Raw genomic sequence first — 15,557 nt, forward strand, 5'->3', positions numbered from 1 at the left:
AAACACAAGATGAACCGCCCAAATCAAACGAGCACTCAATTTGCAGTAAACCACTTCCATTTTTCGTTACCGGAAGCCTATGAAGGGAATTAGGTTTAAGTTTCAATGACCAATTCGCGGCCTGGAGATCGGATTAGATACCCGTATCCTCAGGACCACTGCCCGGAAAACCTCCTCGTGATCGGTTGCATGAAAAGTAACTTCACAAATGCGAAGCCAGAGCGGGTTCACAAAATCGCTTGTCCACGGAAGATCATTTGCAGTCGCATCCCTCAACGGGCGACCTCGTTACGTCTGGCAGGATCGTTCGCCAGAAAGCAGAGGCACAAAGTTCTGATCCTAGCTCACCAATTCATGTTCAATAAGCAGCCAGCTAAATCCTGCCTGGTTGAAAATGCTGCACAAATCTTCAAATTTTACCGGCTTCTGAATGCAGGCGCTTGCTCCTAGAATCTTGCACCGTTCTGACTGCTCAGGGAAGGTGGAACCAGACATCATAATTACCGGTATATGAGTTGTTTGGGGATTTTCTTTGACCTGTTGCAAAATTTCAAAGCCATCCACCTTGGGAATTCGTATATCCAGAAAAATGGCCGCCGGCAATGGCTCCGATGCCCGATTTGCATGCTTGTCACGACAAAAAATAAAATCGAGTGCTTCGGCACCGTTATTAATAACATGCACCTTGTTTGAAATCCTATGCCGCTTCAGCAATAGGAATAAAAACTGAACATCAGGTTCATAGTCTTCAATAAATAGGATTTCGACTGGCACTGTCATAGATGGCGTGCGTGCGCCTGAAAGCCAGAGAGCACATTACTTGCCAATCTCTTGACGGAATGGCCAAACCATCCTGTTTTTAGAAAAACAAAAGGGGGGATGACAATCATGTATCTGATGCTTTTAATCACTTATGATCGAGTCAAAGTGACTCGAGGTAATTAGTTGCGCCGGACTGAGTGAAATGGCCGCACTTGCAATCCAGCCCGCTCCGCTGCTGATTAAATCATAACTACCTAGTCAGATTAATTCCTGGTCGAGCCGATTCTCATGATGTGCCGGGCAGGACAATATATTCTGTCCGTGCTAAATTTTGGACAATTTGCACGATCACCAGATAGTAACTGAGGCAATTTGCCGGGCACAAACCGAGGAGTGGAAATCGTCTGCCTTCTGGGTAGCTCAGTCTTCCATTCTCCTGCACAGACGCATTAAAGCCCCTTCCCTACCTCTGAAGTAGCAGGTTCACAGGATCAAATGTGCTTTCCTGGTCGACGTCCTTAAAGCCAACCCGACCTGTTCCCTTCTCCGAAGGAATTCACCAGATCTGCTGCCTCTTTTTTCCTCATGCGTGTAAGACAGTTTTTTTCCTGCTTAGCGCTTCCTGCATCTCTTCTGGAGACATGCTCGCAAGTTTGTTGAGGACTTGTGCGGTCTTTTCGAGAACACCCGGTTTCTTTTCGTAAGCCACCATGCTCACGGCCAACTTGCCGATGGTTCGTGCTTCAAACAGGCATCTGAGCGGAATTTCCATCCTGAAGCTTTCGCGTAATCGTGAGATGAGTTGTGTGGCCAGCAGCGAATGACCTCCCAGTTCAAAAAAGTTGTCCTCAACCCCCACCTTTTCAAGAGCCAACACCTCGCACCAGATCGTCACCAGGGCTGATTCCACCGCGTTCCTTGGCGCAACGAATTGCGCGCTCGAATCAGGACGTATGGTATCAGGGGACGGCAAGGAACGGCGATCGATTTTGCCATTGGGTGTTAAGGGCAGCTTCTCCAGAATCACGAATGCGGACGGCACCATGATCTCCGGAAGTCTCTGCTTCAAATAGCTCTTTAACTGCAAGGCGAATTTCGTGTCGGGACGTCCTTGAGCGGGACGATTTACGTATTCCTGCAGACTCTTCACTGTGTTCCTGGTTTCCCTGGGAATAAAGGGAGCAACCACGATACTTCTGCACCGGAACAAGACATCATAGGTTCCAAACATCTCAGCGGGGGACCACGTAATATCCACGGCAAACCCAACCTCCCGCCCCAAGGCCACCAAGCTATCCGGATCAATTGCTCCTTTCACGCCGCCAGGCAAACTTTCTCTAAATTCTCCAATCGTTTCAGGACCTTCCTGACCGTTCAACCATTGAAGCAGCCGCGCTTCATTGTATAATCGCGCGTTCGGGACCTGGGCAATTCCGACGGCCTCCAACTGTGGTGTGGCCAGCAGTTGTGTAATTTCCGTGGGAGTTACTGGATGAGCAGCCCAGTCGATCCACTGGATTTCCGTCGACGTGGTTGGTTGTTCGCCGACATGCAAAACCACGTCGTAGCGGAAGCGTGTGACTTCATTGTGGTGCCGGCCAGGCTTGAGGAGTATCTCAACCCGGCCAATTCTTGGGCACCGTTGCTTCAATGCCTCAAAGAATCCGGGATCAACGACCAACTCTTCTTCCTTGCCGATTCGACTTTGCACCTTCTGCTTGAACTGCGCGCGCGTAACTGCAACCGACGACTGGTGCATCTCCACGGAGGCATGGAAGGCTTCCAACAAGGAGAGACTTCTGACGTCACCTACAAATATTTGGCCTCCGGATGACACCTTGCTCGTCAGGCCTTCCAGAACTTGCGTGAGATACTCAGCACTCGGGAAATACTGCACCACGGAGTTAATGATGACGGTATCGAACGACTGGGTGGGTAATTCAGCCAAATCATCGGCTCGCTTCTGCTTCAGGGAGACTTGGGCCAGATCGTGCCGGGTTAATTGCTGCCGCACGTAGTCCAGTGCCTTTTCCGAGAAATCCACCCCGCAGTATTCCTGACAATGCGGCGCGATTCGAAACAATAAAAGTCCGGTTCCGCAGCCGATTTCCAATGCCTTCCTGGGCCTCATCCCCAGAATTCGCTCCACAGAGCATTCCACCCATTCTCTCATCTCCGGTTCAGGAATCGGTTGTCCGGTATAGCTGCTGGTCCACCCGGCGAGGTTGAGGGCGAAGTCCTTACTCTGCTGATTTTCGCCGTAAGTGCCGTCCCAAATCGCCTGCCATTGATTGATCCGTTCGCTACCGACATTTTGACCATTGGAATTTCCTCTTGGGACCACGTATCCCACCAGTCGCTTGTCTCCAGTCTTTTCTTCCAGGGCGACAACGACGCTTTCCCTCACCAAGGGATGAGCAACCAAGGCCGTCTCGATCTCTCCCAGTTCAATTCGATGACCGCGCAGCTTTACCTGGTGATCGATTCGCCCCATAAACTCGATGGTTCCATCCGCCCGATAGCGGGCCAAATCTCCCGTGCGATAAAGTTTCGCATTTGTCGCCTTTTCGAATGGATCTACGACAAATCGCTCCGCCGTAAGCTCCGGCCTGTTCAGATAACCACGCGCTACTCCTTCGCCTCCGATAAGCAATTCGCCGGGCAATCCCGCTGCCACGGGCCGGCCATGTTTGTTTAAAATATAAATCTGCGTATTGGCGATGGGGCGTCCGATGGTTACATCATGTGCATTGTTTTTCTGAATTATTTGCGTTGTGGACCAAATCGCCGTCTCCGTAGGCCCATACATGTTGTGAATCCGACCGCTGATCACCTCCGTCAGTTGTTTTGCCAGGGTTATGGGCAACGCCTCTCCTCCCACCAAAAACTCCTGCAACGCATGAAGTCCGGCAGCACCTTCCTTGTCCGACACCAGCATGCGCGCCAGTGATGGAGTGCATTGAAAATGGGTGACTTGATGTCGTTTTATCTGGTTGGCAATCGTATACCTGCCGCGTTCAGCCGGGATGGCTGGTCGGCTTTTTTCATTTAACTCGCTCAAGTACGGCAGGCTGGCGAGCACTGAGTCAACATCAACTCCAAAGTCGATCAAACAGGCGATTTCATCCACGCCGATGCGCTTGAGTTGATTTACCATCTTTAAACAAGTGTCAGGTGTTCCAAACAAGCCGCTCGTTTCGAAATATCTTTCAAAGGCGTGATCCAGCAAGGCCTGCATGTCCTCACCGTTGAGCGTATTAAAGTCAATGTTATGGCTTCCATCGGCCCTGGCGCCGGGCTTCTGAAATGCTGCGAACGACCATGCGGAAGAAGCCTTCTTCACCAGATCTACTGAAGTCTTCAGATACTCTGTAAATGGTCCACGCACTTTCTCACGCACAGTTTGCATGTCCCGCTCCACAAAGGTGTGCAGCATCAACGAGACATGACCTTCTCCCGGGCCATGGCCGTGCTCACGCCATGCCTTGCGATAAATCGCAATTTTCTCCGCAACTTCCTCAACCGTCTGCCCAAGCAAATTCGTCAACACATTGGCGCCCATTTCTCCGGCGAGGCGGAAGGTGTCTGGGCTGGCGGATGCGGTGATCCACAGAGGCACATTCTGTCGCACCGGTTTTGGAAGAATTCGCAGGGTAACATCTTTACCGTCACCGCCTCGGCGGGTGATTTGTTCTCCACGCCATAGTTTTTTAACGGTTTCAATGTGTTGAAACATGAGGCTCTTGCGATCAGGATAATTTTCCGGCGCAAACACGAAATCGTTGGAGTGCCAGCCGGAAGCAAATGAAAGGCCTACCCGGCCATTGGAAATATTGTCTACCATCGCCCATTCCTCGGCGACTCGAATGGGATCATGCAAAGGAAGGACCACGCTGCCTGCACGTATTTGCACCCGCTTGGTCACGGCAGCTATCGCAGCGCTGGTAACCGAGGGATTTGGAAATAAACCACCAAATTGATGAAAGTGGCGTTCGGGAGTCCACACAGCGGCAAATCCATTTTGATCGGCAAATTTTGCGCCTTCCAAAACCAACCGGTACTTGTCACCGGGCGTCTGACTTTCATCACCGGAAAAATAAAAGAGACTAAGATCCATCTTTTTGCTGATACTTTCATCCAATGGCTCCGAGATGGGCATGGACTTGTCCTCTGCTCCTTGAATGACGACCTTGAAGCCTCGCGTTAATGTCCAGAAGAGTTCGAGTACAGAAATATCGAAAGAAATGCTGGTGACCGCAAGCCAGGTTCCAGGCTTTGTGCCTAGAATCTTATCCATACCTGTGAAGAAATTCACCACGTTCCGATGCATCAGCATCACGCCCTTTGGCTTGCCGGTGGAACCAGAGGTATAGATTACATAGGACAGATTATCCGGACCTGTTTTGGTCTTTGTTGTTGGTGTCTCTTTTCCAGTCCGCCAGTCCGTTCCATCCACACATACCACTCGAGCGTCATGCTCAGGGAGTGTGGCAACCAGATGCGTCTGAGTCACCAACACCGGCATCTGAGAGTCGTTGATCATGTGCGCAATTCGGTCTCGCGGATAGGCCGGATCCACGGGCACATAGGCGCCACCAGCCTTCAGGATTCCCAGCAAGCCAATCACCATCTCTGCCGAACGGTCTGCACAAATCCCAACGAGCACGTCGGGTCCCACGCCCAAGTTTTGCAGGTGGCAGGCCAGTTCGTTTGCTCTTTCGTCCAGTTCGCGGTAGGTCAACTCTTCCTCCTGAAAAGCCACAGCAATCGCCTCGGGGGTCTTTGCAGCCTGTGCTTCAAAGAGTTCATGGATACACTTGCTGCGGTCATGCTGAACCCCAGTCTCATTCCACTCGTGCAAGAGTTGATATTCCTCGCCGGAAGTAAGCATTGGCAGATCGGAAATCTTCCCATCCACCCGGGTAACGAGGGCTTCAAGCAGGGTTTTTACATGCCCCAGCATCCGCCGAACGGTCGGGGCGTCAAATCGTCGCTTGTCGTGTTCGAACTTCAGGATTAATTCGCTTTCCGCAAAGCCGAACAGTGTCAGGGGAAAGTTGGTTTGATCAATGACTCTGAAGTGGCGCTTTTTCCATTCTCCACCCTGGGCCTGGAGCGTGGAGTTCAGCGTCGCACGGTCAAAAACGATGATGGTGTCGAACAATTGTGTTCCGGCAGCTACTTCACTCCACTTCTGAACTTCGAGCAAAGGCGTATGCTCATGATCCCGTAATGCCTGCTGTTGGGCGCGCAGTTCCCCGAGCCAATCGCTCACCTTTTGATCGGGCGTAATCTGTGTCCGCACCGGCAGCGTGTTGATGAAAATGCCCAGCATCGAGTCTGCGCCTTCCACACTGGTGCGGCGACCGGAACGCGTGACGCCGAAAACCACGTCCTCCTCGCCACTATAGCGGTTCAGAGTCAATGCCCAGGCTGCCTGGAGCAGAGTACTGAGTCCTAAACGATGCTTTTCTGCGAGGGCCCGCAAGGCCGTGGTTCCCTCCCCAGTGAAGTTGATACCCTCTTCTCCATATTCAACTTCACCACTTTCATTGTTGGCAGGTTGTTTGTCCACCACCAAGGGAGTTGGTGTGCTGAACCCTTTTAACTGCTTCCGCCAAAAGAGCTCACTTCTGCTGAAATCCTGCTGCTTGAGCCAAAGTGTGAATTCGCTGAAGGGCCGCAGTGTTTCCAACTTTGGCTCAACTCCGTTGAATTGCGACTCGTAACATGCAAACACTTCGTTTAGGACGGTTGCAAAGGATCGTCCGTCCACCATGGCGTGATGGAAGGTCCACACAAACCGAAAGCGTTGCCCGCATTCCTTGAACAACGTCACCCGCATCAATGGAGCTTCGGCCATGGCAAAGCCGCGTCGCCGATCCGTTTTGAGAAATTGTTCCAGTTTCTCTTCGCAAGCCGCCTGGGACAGTTCGCTCCAATCCTGCATCTCAAATGGCAGCTTCACTTTTGGCACCACCACTTGCAGCGGCTCCTTTAATCCTTCCCACTGAAACCTTACACGGAGCTGGTCATGCCGCTGCACCACTTTGTTCCAGGCCTGCCTGAAGTGCTCGGCATCCAGATCATGACGCAGGCTTCCAATAATCTGTTGGATGTTTACCCCGGACTGTGGCGCATAAAGGCTATGGAACATCATGCCCTGCTGCATTGGCGTGAGGGGATAACTCAAATTGTCAGTGACCATATGTTAGTTTGATTGGTGAAAATCGTCGTGGATAAGCACTCCGAAAGGTTGCAACATTCAATCGCAATAAGTTGTGCGCCAGGTTAGCCGGTATAATTGGAAACCCAGCACCAGATTCATCCATTATTCCAGGTGAAAAACACTTCCATCAATGATGCCTTCTACTCCCGCTTCATTATCCAAAAGCCAATTGATTCAGTGGGCTTAATGCTATACGGCGCGTTTATTGATACAATGAGGTGAAGACCTTATTGGCGGGTAAATCGTTTTGAACATAATGCCTGCCATTGATCCAATCTTGTTCCAGGTCGAAGCACCTTTATCTTTTATAAAAGGCGCGCCATGGTGAGGTATTGTCGTTTTATAAAATGAAGTGGCGCTCTTTCCCAATTCGCGATGTTGAAACAAATTTCAGGAAGGCATTGACGTAATGTAACTCCTGTATTTACTACTCCTTGCATATGAGCACTACTGAGAAACATCATTTTCAGGCAGAAATTCAGCAATTGCTGGATATTGTCATTCATTCACTTTACACCGATAAGGAAATCTTTGTCCGCGAGCTTATTTCGAATGCCGCGGATGCGTGCGAAAAGCTTCGCTTTACGCAGTCTTCCGGGCAGCCGGTATATCAACCTGAGATTGCCCCGGCAATATCGATAACCACCCAGGACGATGCCATTACCTTTACCGACACTGGTGTTGGCATGACGCACGGGGAGTTGGTGGAGAACCTCGGCACGATAGCCCATTCAGGAACGAAGGCATTCCTGAAACAATTGGCGGAAGACAAAAAACCGGATGCCAAACTGATTGGCCAGTTCGGTGTTGGATTTTACTCCGCCTTCATGGCGGCCAATAAAGTCACGGTGCTAAGCCGCTCTGCCATTCCGGATGAACAAGGCTGGCGCTGGATCAGCGAGGGCACTGGTGGTTACGAAATCGAGCCAGCGGGAGATTTGCCTCGAGGAACCAAAATAACCCTGCATCTCAAGGAGGATGCCAAGGATTTCGCGAAAGCGGATACGATTGAGCAAATCATCAAACGCTACTCAGGTTTCGTGCAGTTCCCGATTGAGCTGAATGGAAAGCGTCTCAATACCATTCAAGCCATATGGGCACGCAGCAAAAATGAAATCAAAGAGGAGGAGTACAATGAATTTTATCAATATGTAGGCCACGATCACGACAATCCCCTATACCGCCTGCATTTCACTGCCGATGCTCCCCTGTCCATCCAGGCTTTGCTGTTCGTGCCCGCGCGCAATTTCGAATCGATGGGGATGGCCCGCACAGAATCAGAGGTCAATCTTTATTGTCGCAAGGTTTTGATTCAGGCGAAGGCAAAAGGCTTGTTTCCGGAATGGTTGCGCTTCCTCAAAGGTGTGGTTGACAGCGAAGATCTCCCGCTGAACATCTCGCGTGAGACGATGCAGGACACTTCGCTGATGAAAAAGCTGAACCAGGTGTTAACCAGTCGTTTTTTGAAGTTCCTCGAAGAGCAAAGTGAGAAAGACACCGCCACTTATGAGAAGTTTTATGGACAGTTCAATCGATTCCTCAAGGAAGGAATTGTAACCGACTTTACCCATAAGCAGGCGCTCGGAAAACTGTTGCGCTATGAATCCAGCATGCTGGAGAAAGGCAAGCAGACCTCGCTGGCAGATTACGTGAAACGCATGGGTTCAGAGCAGAAGGAAATCTATTACCTGATCGTTCCCAGCCGCGAAGCCGCGGAGAGCAGCCCTTATTTCGAGGTATTCAAGGAACGCAAACTCGAAGTGCTCTTTCTCTACGATCCGTGGGATGAATTCGTCATGGAACACTTGCACGAATTTGAAGGCAAGAACCTGGGCTCGGCAGAAAAGGCTGAACTGGATTTGACAGAAGCCAAAAAGGAAGGTGCGCTCTCTGATGAAGAAGCGCAAAACCTCGCGAAATGGATCAAGGAGACACTCGCCGATCGCGTGGGAGAGGTTCGCGCCTCCAAACGACTGGTGGAGAGTCCCGCCGTCATCATGGACAGTGACAAGTTCATGACCTCCAGCATGCGCCGTATCATGAAATCGATGAAGAAGGACAATGAGGAGCAAACTCCTTTCAAACAAGATTTGGAAATCAATCCATCACACCCAATCATGAACCGGTTGGAAAAGATGCGTCACACCGATACGGCACTGGCCGGCAAAGTGGTGGAACAAGTTCTCGACAACGCGCGAGTGGCCGCCGGGTTGCTGGAAGATCCCCGCACCATGCTCAAGCGCTTGAACGAATTATTGGAACAAGTGCTGGTTACTAAAGGTTAAGATTCTTTGGGGATAAAAAAGGGAGCGGCCTGGAAAGCCGCTCCCTTTGCTTTTAAAAGAGAAGAGATTAGTTATTACGAGTGGTGGCGCCCGTCAGTTCTCTCTCGGCTTGCAACCAATCTTCCTGGTCGCGTCCCGCAGTCTGACCACGGGCAACGTAAATCTCATACGCGCGACGTGCGATGTCTTCAGCACTGGGTTGGGCAACGGCTTTCCTGGTCACGACTGGAGCGGCGCTTGCCGCGCTGGCCACGATCGTTTTTCTTTCATTACTGGCGGTGCCAGTAGATCTCTTTTGCATTTTCAATCCTTTCGTTTCAGATGATCAATTTCAGATTCAGACGGCATTAAGTTGGTAAATATTTCAAAATACCATTGTTATAATGCAAATTCCGGCTCTCCGATCAAGTCACGTTTGTATGACGAACTTGTATAATTAACACAGTCGAAGAGAGTTCACAAAAATCGACTTACTCGGAAAGGAACTTAAGCAATTCGCTGTTAAACACTTGTGGAGCTTCGAAGTGTGGAATATGTCCACAATTCGGAATTTCCACCAATCTAAAGTTCGGAATGATTTTAGCAGTTTTCCTGCCCAATTCAGGATATTGCCCGAGCGTTTTAAGGACTTCGGGAGTCACGCGATTCCTGCCCAGCGTGGTCCGATCCGCCTGACCGATCATCAGCAGGACCTTTGGTTTGAGCAGATGAAACTCGTGGCAAACGGGTTGTTGATAAATCATTTCCTCGGTCAGTGCAGAGGCCCAGGCAGAAAAGTGTCAGCCAAAGATAAAATAAACAATGGTTCGCCCTCATATCGGCTCTCCTTGAAAAATAAGAAGTGAACCACCTTCGATCACGTTTTTGTAACAGGTTCCTTCAACTCCTGGCTCGCAGCCTTGCGGCGAACTTCCCTGGCGATGGGTCCTTCGTCCTCGGAACGTTTCACCCAATCGCGAAAATTCTGGCTCGATTTATAGAAGGTTTCAAAAGCTTCCCGGCTTACGGCAACCAGTGTGCTCGTTTTTGCGGCGATCGCGCTAAAATACCATGACCTGCCGGCTTCCAAGGCATGTTGGCCGAAAGTCTGCCCTTCCGGGATTGAGCCCAGCAGTCGATCGCCGTCAAAGACGTCGATTTGACCTTCCTTCAAAATATAGAATGAGAAGGCAGGCTCTCCGGCGTGAAAGACAACGTCACCTTTTTCAAGATGCATTTCCTGCAGCAATTTTGTTGGTGTCGGAGCCGCGAGACTTATGTCACGCGGCCAAAACAAGTCGACCGTCCAATCCACCATTACCCGAAACTTCCGCTCAATGCCGGGCAGCTTGAAGAGATAAGTCGTGCGCCAGATAAACCAGGCGATAAATCCGGAAAAATGCATGCCCAGTATCTCCGCGACCGCGGTACGATGGCCGATGGATGCCAGTTGGCCCAGGTTCTTATGATGAAATGGCTGAGGCTTCCGCCCGCTTAAAACCGCAGCAACATTTTCTCCCAACAGTTTTCCCTGTCGTTGAGCAAATTGGGCGGTGGGCGGCGAGGATGGTTCACCGTTGCTCGGCACAGCGGCACAATCGCCGGCGGCCCAGAGCCAATCGCGGCCCTTTACCTGCATTGATGGTTCCGTCCGAATGCGTCCCTTTACCGACTCGAGGCCATATTGCTTGCAGATGTCCGTGATCACGGGATTCGGTGAATTGCCGACGGTTGACAAGACCAGATTCGTTTCGATGGAGTTGCCGTCCTGCAAAAAGGCCTTGTTGGCGGTCATCGAAACAACACGCGAGTTGAGAATGATTTCCATCCCCCGCTCGCGTAATTTTTTTTCTGCATAGACGGCCAGTGACTCGCTCACCTCCGGCATTAATCGTGGGCCGCTATGCACCAGGATCACCCGCACGCTGGCATTGCGAAGGTTGTGGTAGAACCGCTTTACGTCCTCCACGAGGTCCAGCATCTGCCCTGCTGTCTCCACACCGGAATAGCCGCCGCCAACGACGACGAAGGTCAATAATCTGCGGATGACGTCATTGTCAGGTTCCAGGTTTGCCTGTTCGAGACGATTAATCATGGCGGCACGCAACTTCAAGGCATCGCCGAAATTTTTCAGCACATGAGCATGCTCCGGCATGCCGGGCACGCGGCTTAAATCGACAACACTGCCAATGGCCAACACGAGGTGCTCGAACTCCACCATGAGGTTTTTGGTAAACCTTCCAGCGTCCAGCTCCAGTTCCCGCCTTTCCAAATCGACCCGGATGATCTTGCCGCGCAGAACATTCACCCCCTGGCAGAACTGCCGCAGAGGATTCACCACATCGAGCGGGGAAAGCGCGGCTCCGGCCACCTCTGCAAGCATCGGCTGAAACACCATCACATTCTGTTCAGCGATCAATGCCACCTGATCGATGCTACCGTGCCCGAGACGACGGACAATCGATTTGGCACAATACACTCCCGCAAAGCCTCCGCCTGCGATGACAATTTTGAATTTCATAATCCATTAAGACCCGAGCCTCTAAATGTAAATTTTACCCGTCAAACGACTTAAGTCAAAGAGCAACCAGGTGGAAACAATCAGGTTCAACCACGAATTCACACGAATAGACACTAAGAGGAAGGCGTTTCAGGAGTGCAAGCGTTGCGATGAAGGCACTGAATTTTAAGCGCAGGAGATGGGCTTGACAGAAATTCTCGCCACAAACAGACTCTTTGAAAGGATGCCAATGCCAACACCTGAAGAATTCATGCGCGATTATTTGCGCGAACATATTGAAGCTGAGAAACGAGAGTTGGCGAGCCGCGCGCCCTTTCGGGAAAAGTTTTTCACCGGCGAATGCTACTTCGACAGCCGCAAGGGAACATTGGAAGCATGGGAGTCAGAAAAGATTGCGAGTGTTTCCAGTTCTGACACAGGAGCAATAGCGATTACTGAATTGATCAGAAAGCTCCACAGTCGAGTGCTTCACCAGAAACACCGCTACCATTTACAACTTGAAGGTAATCGCTGGCGGATTCAATGCGTTGATTCTAATTGCATCATCTGCAAAGGTGAGGCTGTAAAAATAACATGCAGGTTTTGTCATGGGACGGGATGGCGAAGTGGAAATCCCGGAACGACTGATGCTGATGCGCGAGACGAATGAAAACCAGTAGCACCCCAGGCGCGGTCAAAAAGTTTAGGCGCACTCCCTGGAGATTTCAGCAGACCTTTCAAACTCCCGTGCAAGATTTACCTCTATTTGTAGAAACGATTGTTTCCACCCTTGAACCGGTTCAACAAGGAGTGGTGACTATAGACCAAGTGGTATTCGATGCCAAAAGTCTGGTAGTCCTGCTGACTCAGCACAAGGAAACGGCTACGCTTACTCGCGACTTATCCATCACCGCTGAAAGCAAGCAGGAGGTTGAACAATTGCTGGCCGTTGCCTTTGGAAGCTGGATTGATTTCATCTTTATTCCCAGCCCAAAACCGTTTGTGATTTATGCTGACCACGACGAATTCACCACTTTTTATGCAAACACAAAGTCAAATCTGAACCTTGTTTCGGCGACGTTGTTAGCAAAGGGATTTAAGCAGATTCAAGATTATAGAAGGGACCCATAGCAGGAGGAGAGCGGCGGATGCAAGAAACGAGCAAGACTTTTTAGTTAAGAAACAGCGGAAAGTTAAGGGTATTCCGGCAAACGAGTTCGACGGCAAAAAGTTAATATTGGATTAGATGGTTGTCCGCCTCCTTTCCTCGGCGGCTACGGGGAGGTCGCGGGAGGCAATGAAACTGGGGGCGATCCTGTCGAAGGAAGAAGGTGACTTAGTGGCTTTGAACAAAACTGACGGATTCTTCGTCAGTTCAGAAATAGGTTCAACTATGAGGATACAATGTTTGGCTTTACACTTTTACTGGTCTTCATTGGTTTGATGGCAGGTTATATTGCACTGGCGGTCTGTTTGTTTCGCAAATGTCGGCAGGCGGGTTGGGGTTTTGTGGCAAGCACTTTCACGATTTGGTTAACCGTGGTTCTGACCAGCCATTTTGCATCACCTGTCGCAATGGGGCTGTTCGTGATTGTTGTGCCGGGAGCGTATGTGGCAACGGCAGTTTTCCTGTTCCTGCATCGCCGAAGGGCTGGTTGGAGTTTTCTGGGGATTACGACCGCGATTTGCCTCATCTGGTATACCAACACAAATGTGGTCCGCCATTACGATGAGCAGATGAAATATCGTCTGGTTGGACAAGGAGAAGAAATTACCGTGGAACTGGTCACAAGTCGTGGAGACAGGTTCCTGACGGGTTCTTCGGAACTAGCGACGAAGTTGCGTGGGCGAACCAATGATACGGTTCAGGTTTCCATGACACGCACTTTTGATTTTGGCAGGATGCGTTCGTATGAGATTCGTAGTGTGAATGGAACTGATCCTTATGTGCCGTAAAGGGGCGATTGGAATTAATCTCCATTGGAGGAGATGCTCGCATTGCGCGCCGAGTATGGCGAGCATTCGCGCAGTTCATTTGGCAGGCTGCTCTGTAAATGTGCCGGTTTTGGAATCGAAGCGGTAGAATAACTTGCGGAACACCCTCCTCGGTGGCTCGTCCTTTGCCAGCCCGTGAAATGTAACTCCCTTGCCGTAATCATAAATAACCACACTGAGGTTATTGCTCTGGTCCCAGGTCGCATCCCACCCGACATCTTCTCCTCGAACACGAAATTCCTTTTTAAACAATGTGGTTTCACGTCCATCATTTGCGACTATCGTAATCCTAACTGTTGAGGAGTTAAAAGGAAAGTGGCGACCCAACGGTCCCAAGCACCTCCCATATATACGCAACTTTTTATCCGGCGAGTCAACGAAACCACCAGTCACTATCCGGCTGCAGCCCTGAAACGCCAATGCCAAGACCAGCAATAACAGCAAACCTAGCGATCCTTGATGAGGAAGATGGCCTCCATTAAACATTCCTTTTCTCGATCGTCGATTCATTGATCGCACACACATAGGATATTTTCGAGGTTAGAGATTGGATTCCCCCGTACGAAAGGGTTACAAATTACTTATACTGTTTCAATGTTTTTAAGCAAGTAAAGGCGGTTGCTGACGTGGATCGAGGTGTCCGGGTGGAAGCCTTAATGAACTTAAAGTTTGGCGCGTTGGCGTTTTGTCTCACCCTTGACGGAAGTGGAGGGAGGACAGGCAGCAGATGCTCGCGTTGCTCGCGCCAACTGGGGCGGCAAAGTGTGGGTGTTGCTGAGGGATGATTACCCGGGGCGGCACGCGTTCCGCGCGTTTGCCCGCAGGCTGGTTTAGATCTGGCCTTCCGCCCTTTCCATGGAGACTCGTGGCGGGGATGAGGGTTGGGGGATTCGGAACTGGCGACGGAGTTGCGCGGGCGAACCAATGATATTGTTCGGGTTTCAATGAGACGCACTTTTGATTTTGGCAGGATGCGTTCCTATGAGGTTCATAGTGTGGATGGGGTTGATCCATATGCATTGGAGAGTGTCTCAAAGGAGCGATAGCCCTTGTCATCAGAAATGACATTCGTGGGCACCCTCCACATTACAGGAAAGTTGAATGCCCGCCATCAATAAGGATTATCTAGTCTCACTTAAGGCCATCATTCATTTCACCAACTCGATAGCAAGAAAGTTGTCGTAGACCATCTCACCCCTTTTGGTGGCCAGGCCGAGTTCCGCATGGTTGCCGTTCCATATCGCGGTTCCTGATGTCCCCCAGCCTGGACTGGAGTCTGCGAATGCGTCCGTAAAATTGAGCCCCCACCCTATGCCTCCGCCTTTGGAGTCGCGGGTATTCAAGTGCCCGGTAAAAGTCCCTCTCTCGACGCGAAAGCCCAAAAAAATGGACGTGCATGGCTGCTCAGAATCGAGGGCGCTCCCGGTGTCAAACAACTTTGTGACGATGGTCCCATCGCGTTTAATAATCACCAGTCGGATGCTCTTGAATGGCTGCTGCGACTGAGGGATGGGAACATTCCATGCGTGAAAGTCCATGAGTTGTGCCAGGTCTGCCGCAGTCAATTGGCCACCTGCTGCGGATGAGTTCGACGTCTTTTGCTCGCAGCCGGTGACAAACGCAGACGCGATAACCACAAAACTGAACACAAGAATAAGGTTCTTCATAAAATGCTGAGAGTCGCCCAGCTATTCCTCTACGAACATAGATTCGTAGATTCATTTTGATATTCTTTGAGACGGGTAAAGGCAGTTGCTGATAATGGCCTGGTGCTCATGTGAAGGCGTCTGGCGGTCTATTTCAACGT

General features: G+C 50.7%; 12 protein-coding genes. 5 read left to right on the forward strand and 7 right to left on the reverse strand.

What is annotated here, in order from left to right:
• Window positions 1-339: 339 nt before the first annotated feature.
• Together CFLAV_RS07755 and CFLAV_RS07760 are read right to left on the reverse strand one after the other, a co-directional pair.
• Complete coding sequence (locus tag CFLAV_RS07755) at window positions 340-780, reverse strand: response regulator (protein WP_007414114.1); 441 nt, start codon at window positions 778-780, stop codon at window positions 340-342.
• A gap of 565 nt (window positions 781-1,345) precedes the next feature.
• Complete coding sequence (locus CFLAV_RS07760) at window positions 1,346-6,970, reverse strand: MupA/Atu3671 family FMN-dependent luciferase-like monooxygenase (protein WP_007414115.1); 5,625 nt, start codon at window positions 6,968-6,970, stop codon at window positions 1,346-1,348.
• Between the two features lie 461 nt (window positions 6,971-7,431).
• Between CFLAV_RS07760 and htpG the strand changes: the two genes are divergently transcribed.
• Window positions 7,432-9,276, forward strand: coding sequence for a molecular chaperone HtpG (htpG, locus tag CFLAV_RS07765; protein WP_007414116.1), 1,845 nt, complete (start codon window positions 7,432-7,434; stop codon window positions 9,274-9,276).
• Window positions 9,277-9,343: 67 nt separating this feature from the next.
• Here htpG and CFLAV_RS07770 read toward each other — a convergent pair whose 3' ends face one another.
• The 3 genes from CFLAV_RS07770 to CFLAV_RS07780 form a co-directional block, all read right to left on the reverse strand.
• Window positions 9,344-9,577 carry a DUF2934 domain-containing protein gene (locus tag CFLAV_RS07770; protein ID WP_007414117.1) on the reverse strand — a complete coding sequence of 78 codons (234 nt, stop codon included), beginning with the start codon at window positions 9,575-9,577 and terminating at the stop codon, window positions 9,344-9,346.
• A 169-nt stretch (window positions 9,578-9,746) separates the two neighbouring features.
• A complete protein-coding gene (locus CFLAV_RS07775) occupies window positions 9,747-10,019 on the reverse strand; it encodes an alpha/beta fold hydrolase (protein WP_007414118.1) in 273 nt (90 codons plus the stop codon).
• A 113-nt stretch (window positions 10,020-10,132) separates the two neighbouring features.
• Window positions 10,133-11,776, reverse strand: a complete 1,644-nt coding sequence (locus tag CFLAV_RS07780; RefSeq protein WP_007414119.1) for an FAD-dependent oxidoreductase — start codon at window positions 11,774-11,776, stop codon at window positions 10,133-10,135.
• A 229-nt stretch (window positions 11,777-12,005) separates the two neighbouring features.
• On the opposite strand from CFLAV_RS07780, the gene CFLAV_RS07785 reads away from it, so the two are divergent.
• The 3 genes from CFLAV_RS07785 to CFLAV_RS07795 all read left to right on the forward strand — a co-directional run bounded on the left by CFLAV_RS07785 (window position 12,006) and on the right by CFLAV_RS07795 (window position 13,711).
• Window positions 12,006-12,425 (forward strand): hypothetical protein, encoded by a 420-nt coding sequence (locus CFLAV_RS07785; protein ID WP_040547454.1) that lies wholly within the window; start codon window positions 12,006-12,008, stop codon window positions 12,423-12,425.
• Window positions 12,422-12,886, forward strand: a complete 465-nt coding sequence (locus CFLAV_RS07790; protein ID WP_007414121.1) for a hypothetical protein — start codon at window positions 12,422-12,424, stop codon at window positions 12,884-12,886. Before CFLAV_RS07785 ends, CFLAV_RS07790 begins: the two co-directional genes overlap by 4 nt.
• A gap of 273 nt (window positions 12,887-13,159) precedes the next feature.
• Window positions 13,160-13,711 carry a hypothetical protein gene (locus CFLAV_RS07795; protein WP_007414122.1) on the forward strand — a complete coding sequence of 184 codons (552 nt, stop codon included), beginning with the start codon at window positions 13,160-13,162 and terminating at the stop codon, window positions 13,709-13,711.
• Between the two features lie 75 nt (window positions 13,712-13,786).
• Here CFLAV_RS07795 and CFLAV_RS34810 read toward each other — a convergent pair whose 3' ends face one another.
• Window positions 13,787-14,002 carry a hypothetical protein gene (locus CFLAV_RS34810; RefSeq protein ID WP_150107317.1) on the reverse strand — a complete coding sequence of 72 codons (216 nt, stop codon included), beginning with the start codon at window positions 14,000-14,002 and terminating at the stop codon, window positions 13,787-13,789.
• A 417-nt stretch (window positions 14,003-14,419) separates the two neighbouring features.
• Between CFLAV_RS34810 and CFLAV_RS35455 the strand changes: the two genes are divergently transcribed.
• Window positions 14,420-14,584: a hypothetical protein gene (locus CFLAV_RS35455; RefSeq protein WP_160164520.1), complete on the forward strand. Its 165-nt coding sequence runs from the start codon at window positions 14,420-14,422 to the stop codon at window positions 14,582-14,584.
• A 314-nt stretch (window positions 14,585-14,898) separates the two neighbouring features.
• Here the strand turns inward: CFLAV_RS35455 and CFLAV_RS07805 are convergent, their stop codons facing one another.
• Window positions 14,899-15,417, reverse strand: coding sequence for a hypothetical protein (locus CFLAV_RS07805; protein ID WP_007414124.1), 519 nt, complete (start codon window positions 15,415-15,417; stop codon window positions 14,899-14,901).
• Window positions 15,418-15,557 lie beyond the last annotated feature (140 nt).

It is taken from the genome of Pedosphaera parvula Ellin514, assembly GCF_000172555.1.
In the GTDB taxonomy this organism is placed as follows: domain Bacteria; phylum Verrucomicrobiota; class Verrucomicrobiia; order Limisphaerales; family Pedosphaeraceae; genus Pedosphaera.

Bases quoted from the DNA above. Each gene is read 5' to 3' on its own strand.
- CFLAV_RS07775 (WP_007414118.1), bottom strand. From the start codon at position 10,019: ATGATTTATCAACAACCCGTTTGCCACGAGTTTCATCTGCTCAAACCA.
- CFLAV_RS07780 (WP_007414119.1), bottom strand. From the start codon at position 11,776: ATGAAATTCAAAATTGTCATCGCAGGCGGAGGCTTTGCGGGAGTGTAT.
- CFLAV_RS07805 (WP_007414124.1), bottom strand. From the start codon at position 15,417: ATGAAGAACCTTATTCTTGTGTTCAGTTTTGTGGTTATCGCGTCTGCG.
- CFLAV_RS07795 (WP_007414122.1), top strand. From the start codon at position 13,160: ATGTTTGGCTTTACACTTTTACTGGTCTTCATTGGTTTGATGGCAGGT.
- CFLAV_RS07760 (WP_007414115.1), bottom strand. From the start codon at position 6,970: ATGGTCACTGACAATTTGAGTTATCCCCTCACGCCAATGCAGCAGGGC.
- CFLAV_RS07785 (WP_040547454.1), top strand. From the start codon at position 12,006: ATGCCAACACCTGAAGAATTCATGCGCGATTATTTGCGCGAACATATT.
- htpG (WP_007414116.1), top strand. From the start codon at position 7,432: ATGAGCACTACTGAGAAACATCATTTTCAGGCAGAAATTCAGCAATTG.
- CFLAV_RS07755 (WP_007414114.1), bottom strand. From the start codon at position 780: ATGACAGTGCCAGTCGAAATCCTATTTATTGAAGACTATGAACCTGAT.
- CFLAV_RS07770 (WP_007414117.1), bottom strand. From the start codon at position 9,577: ATGCAAAAGAGATCTACTGGCACCGCCAGTAATGAAAGAAAAACGATC.
- CFLAV_RS07790 (WP_007414121.1), top strand. From the start codon at position 12,422: ATGAAAACCAGTAGCACCCCAGGCGCGGTCAAAAAGTTTAGGCGCACT.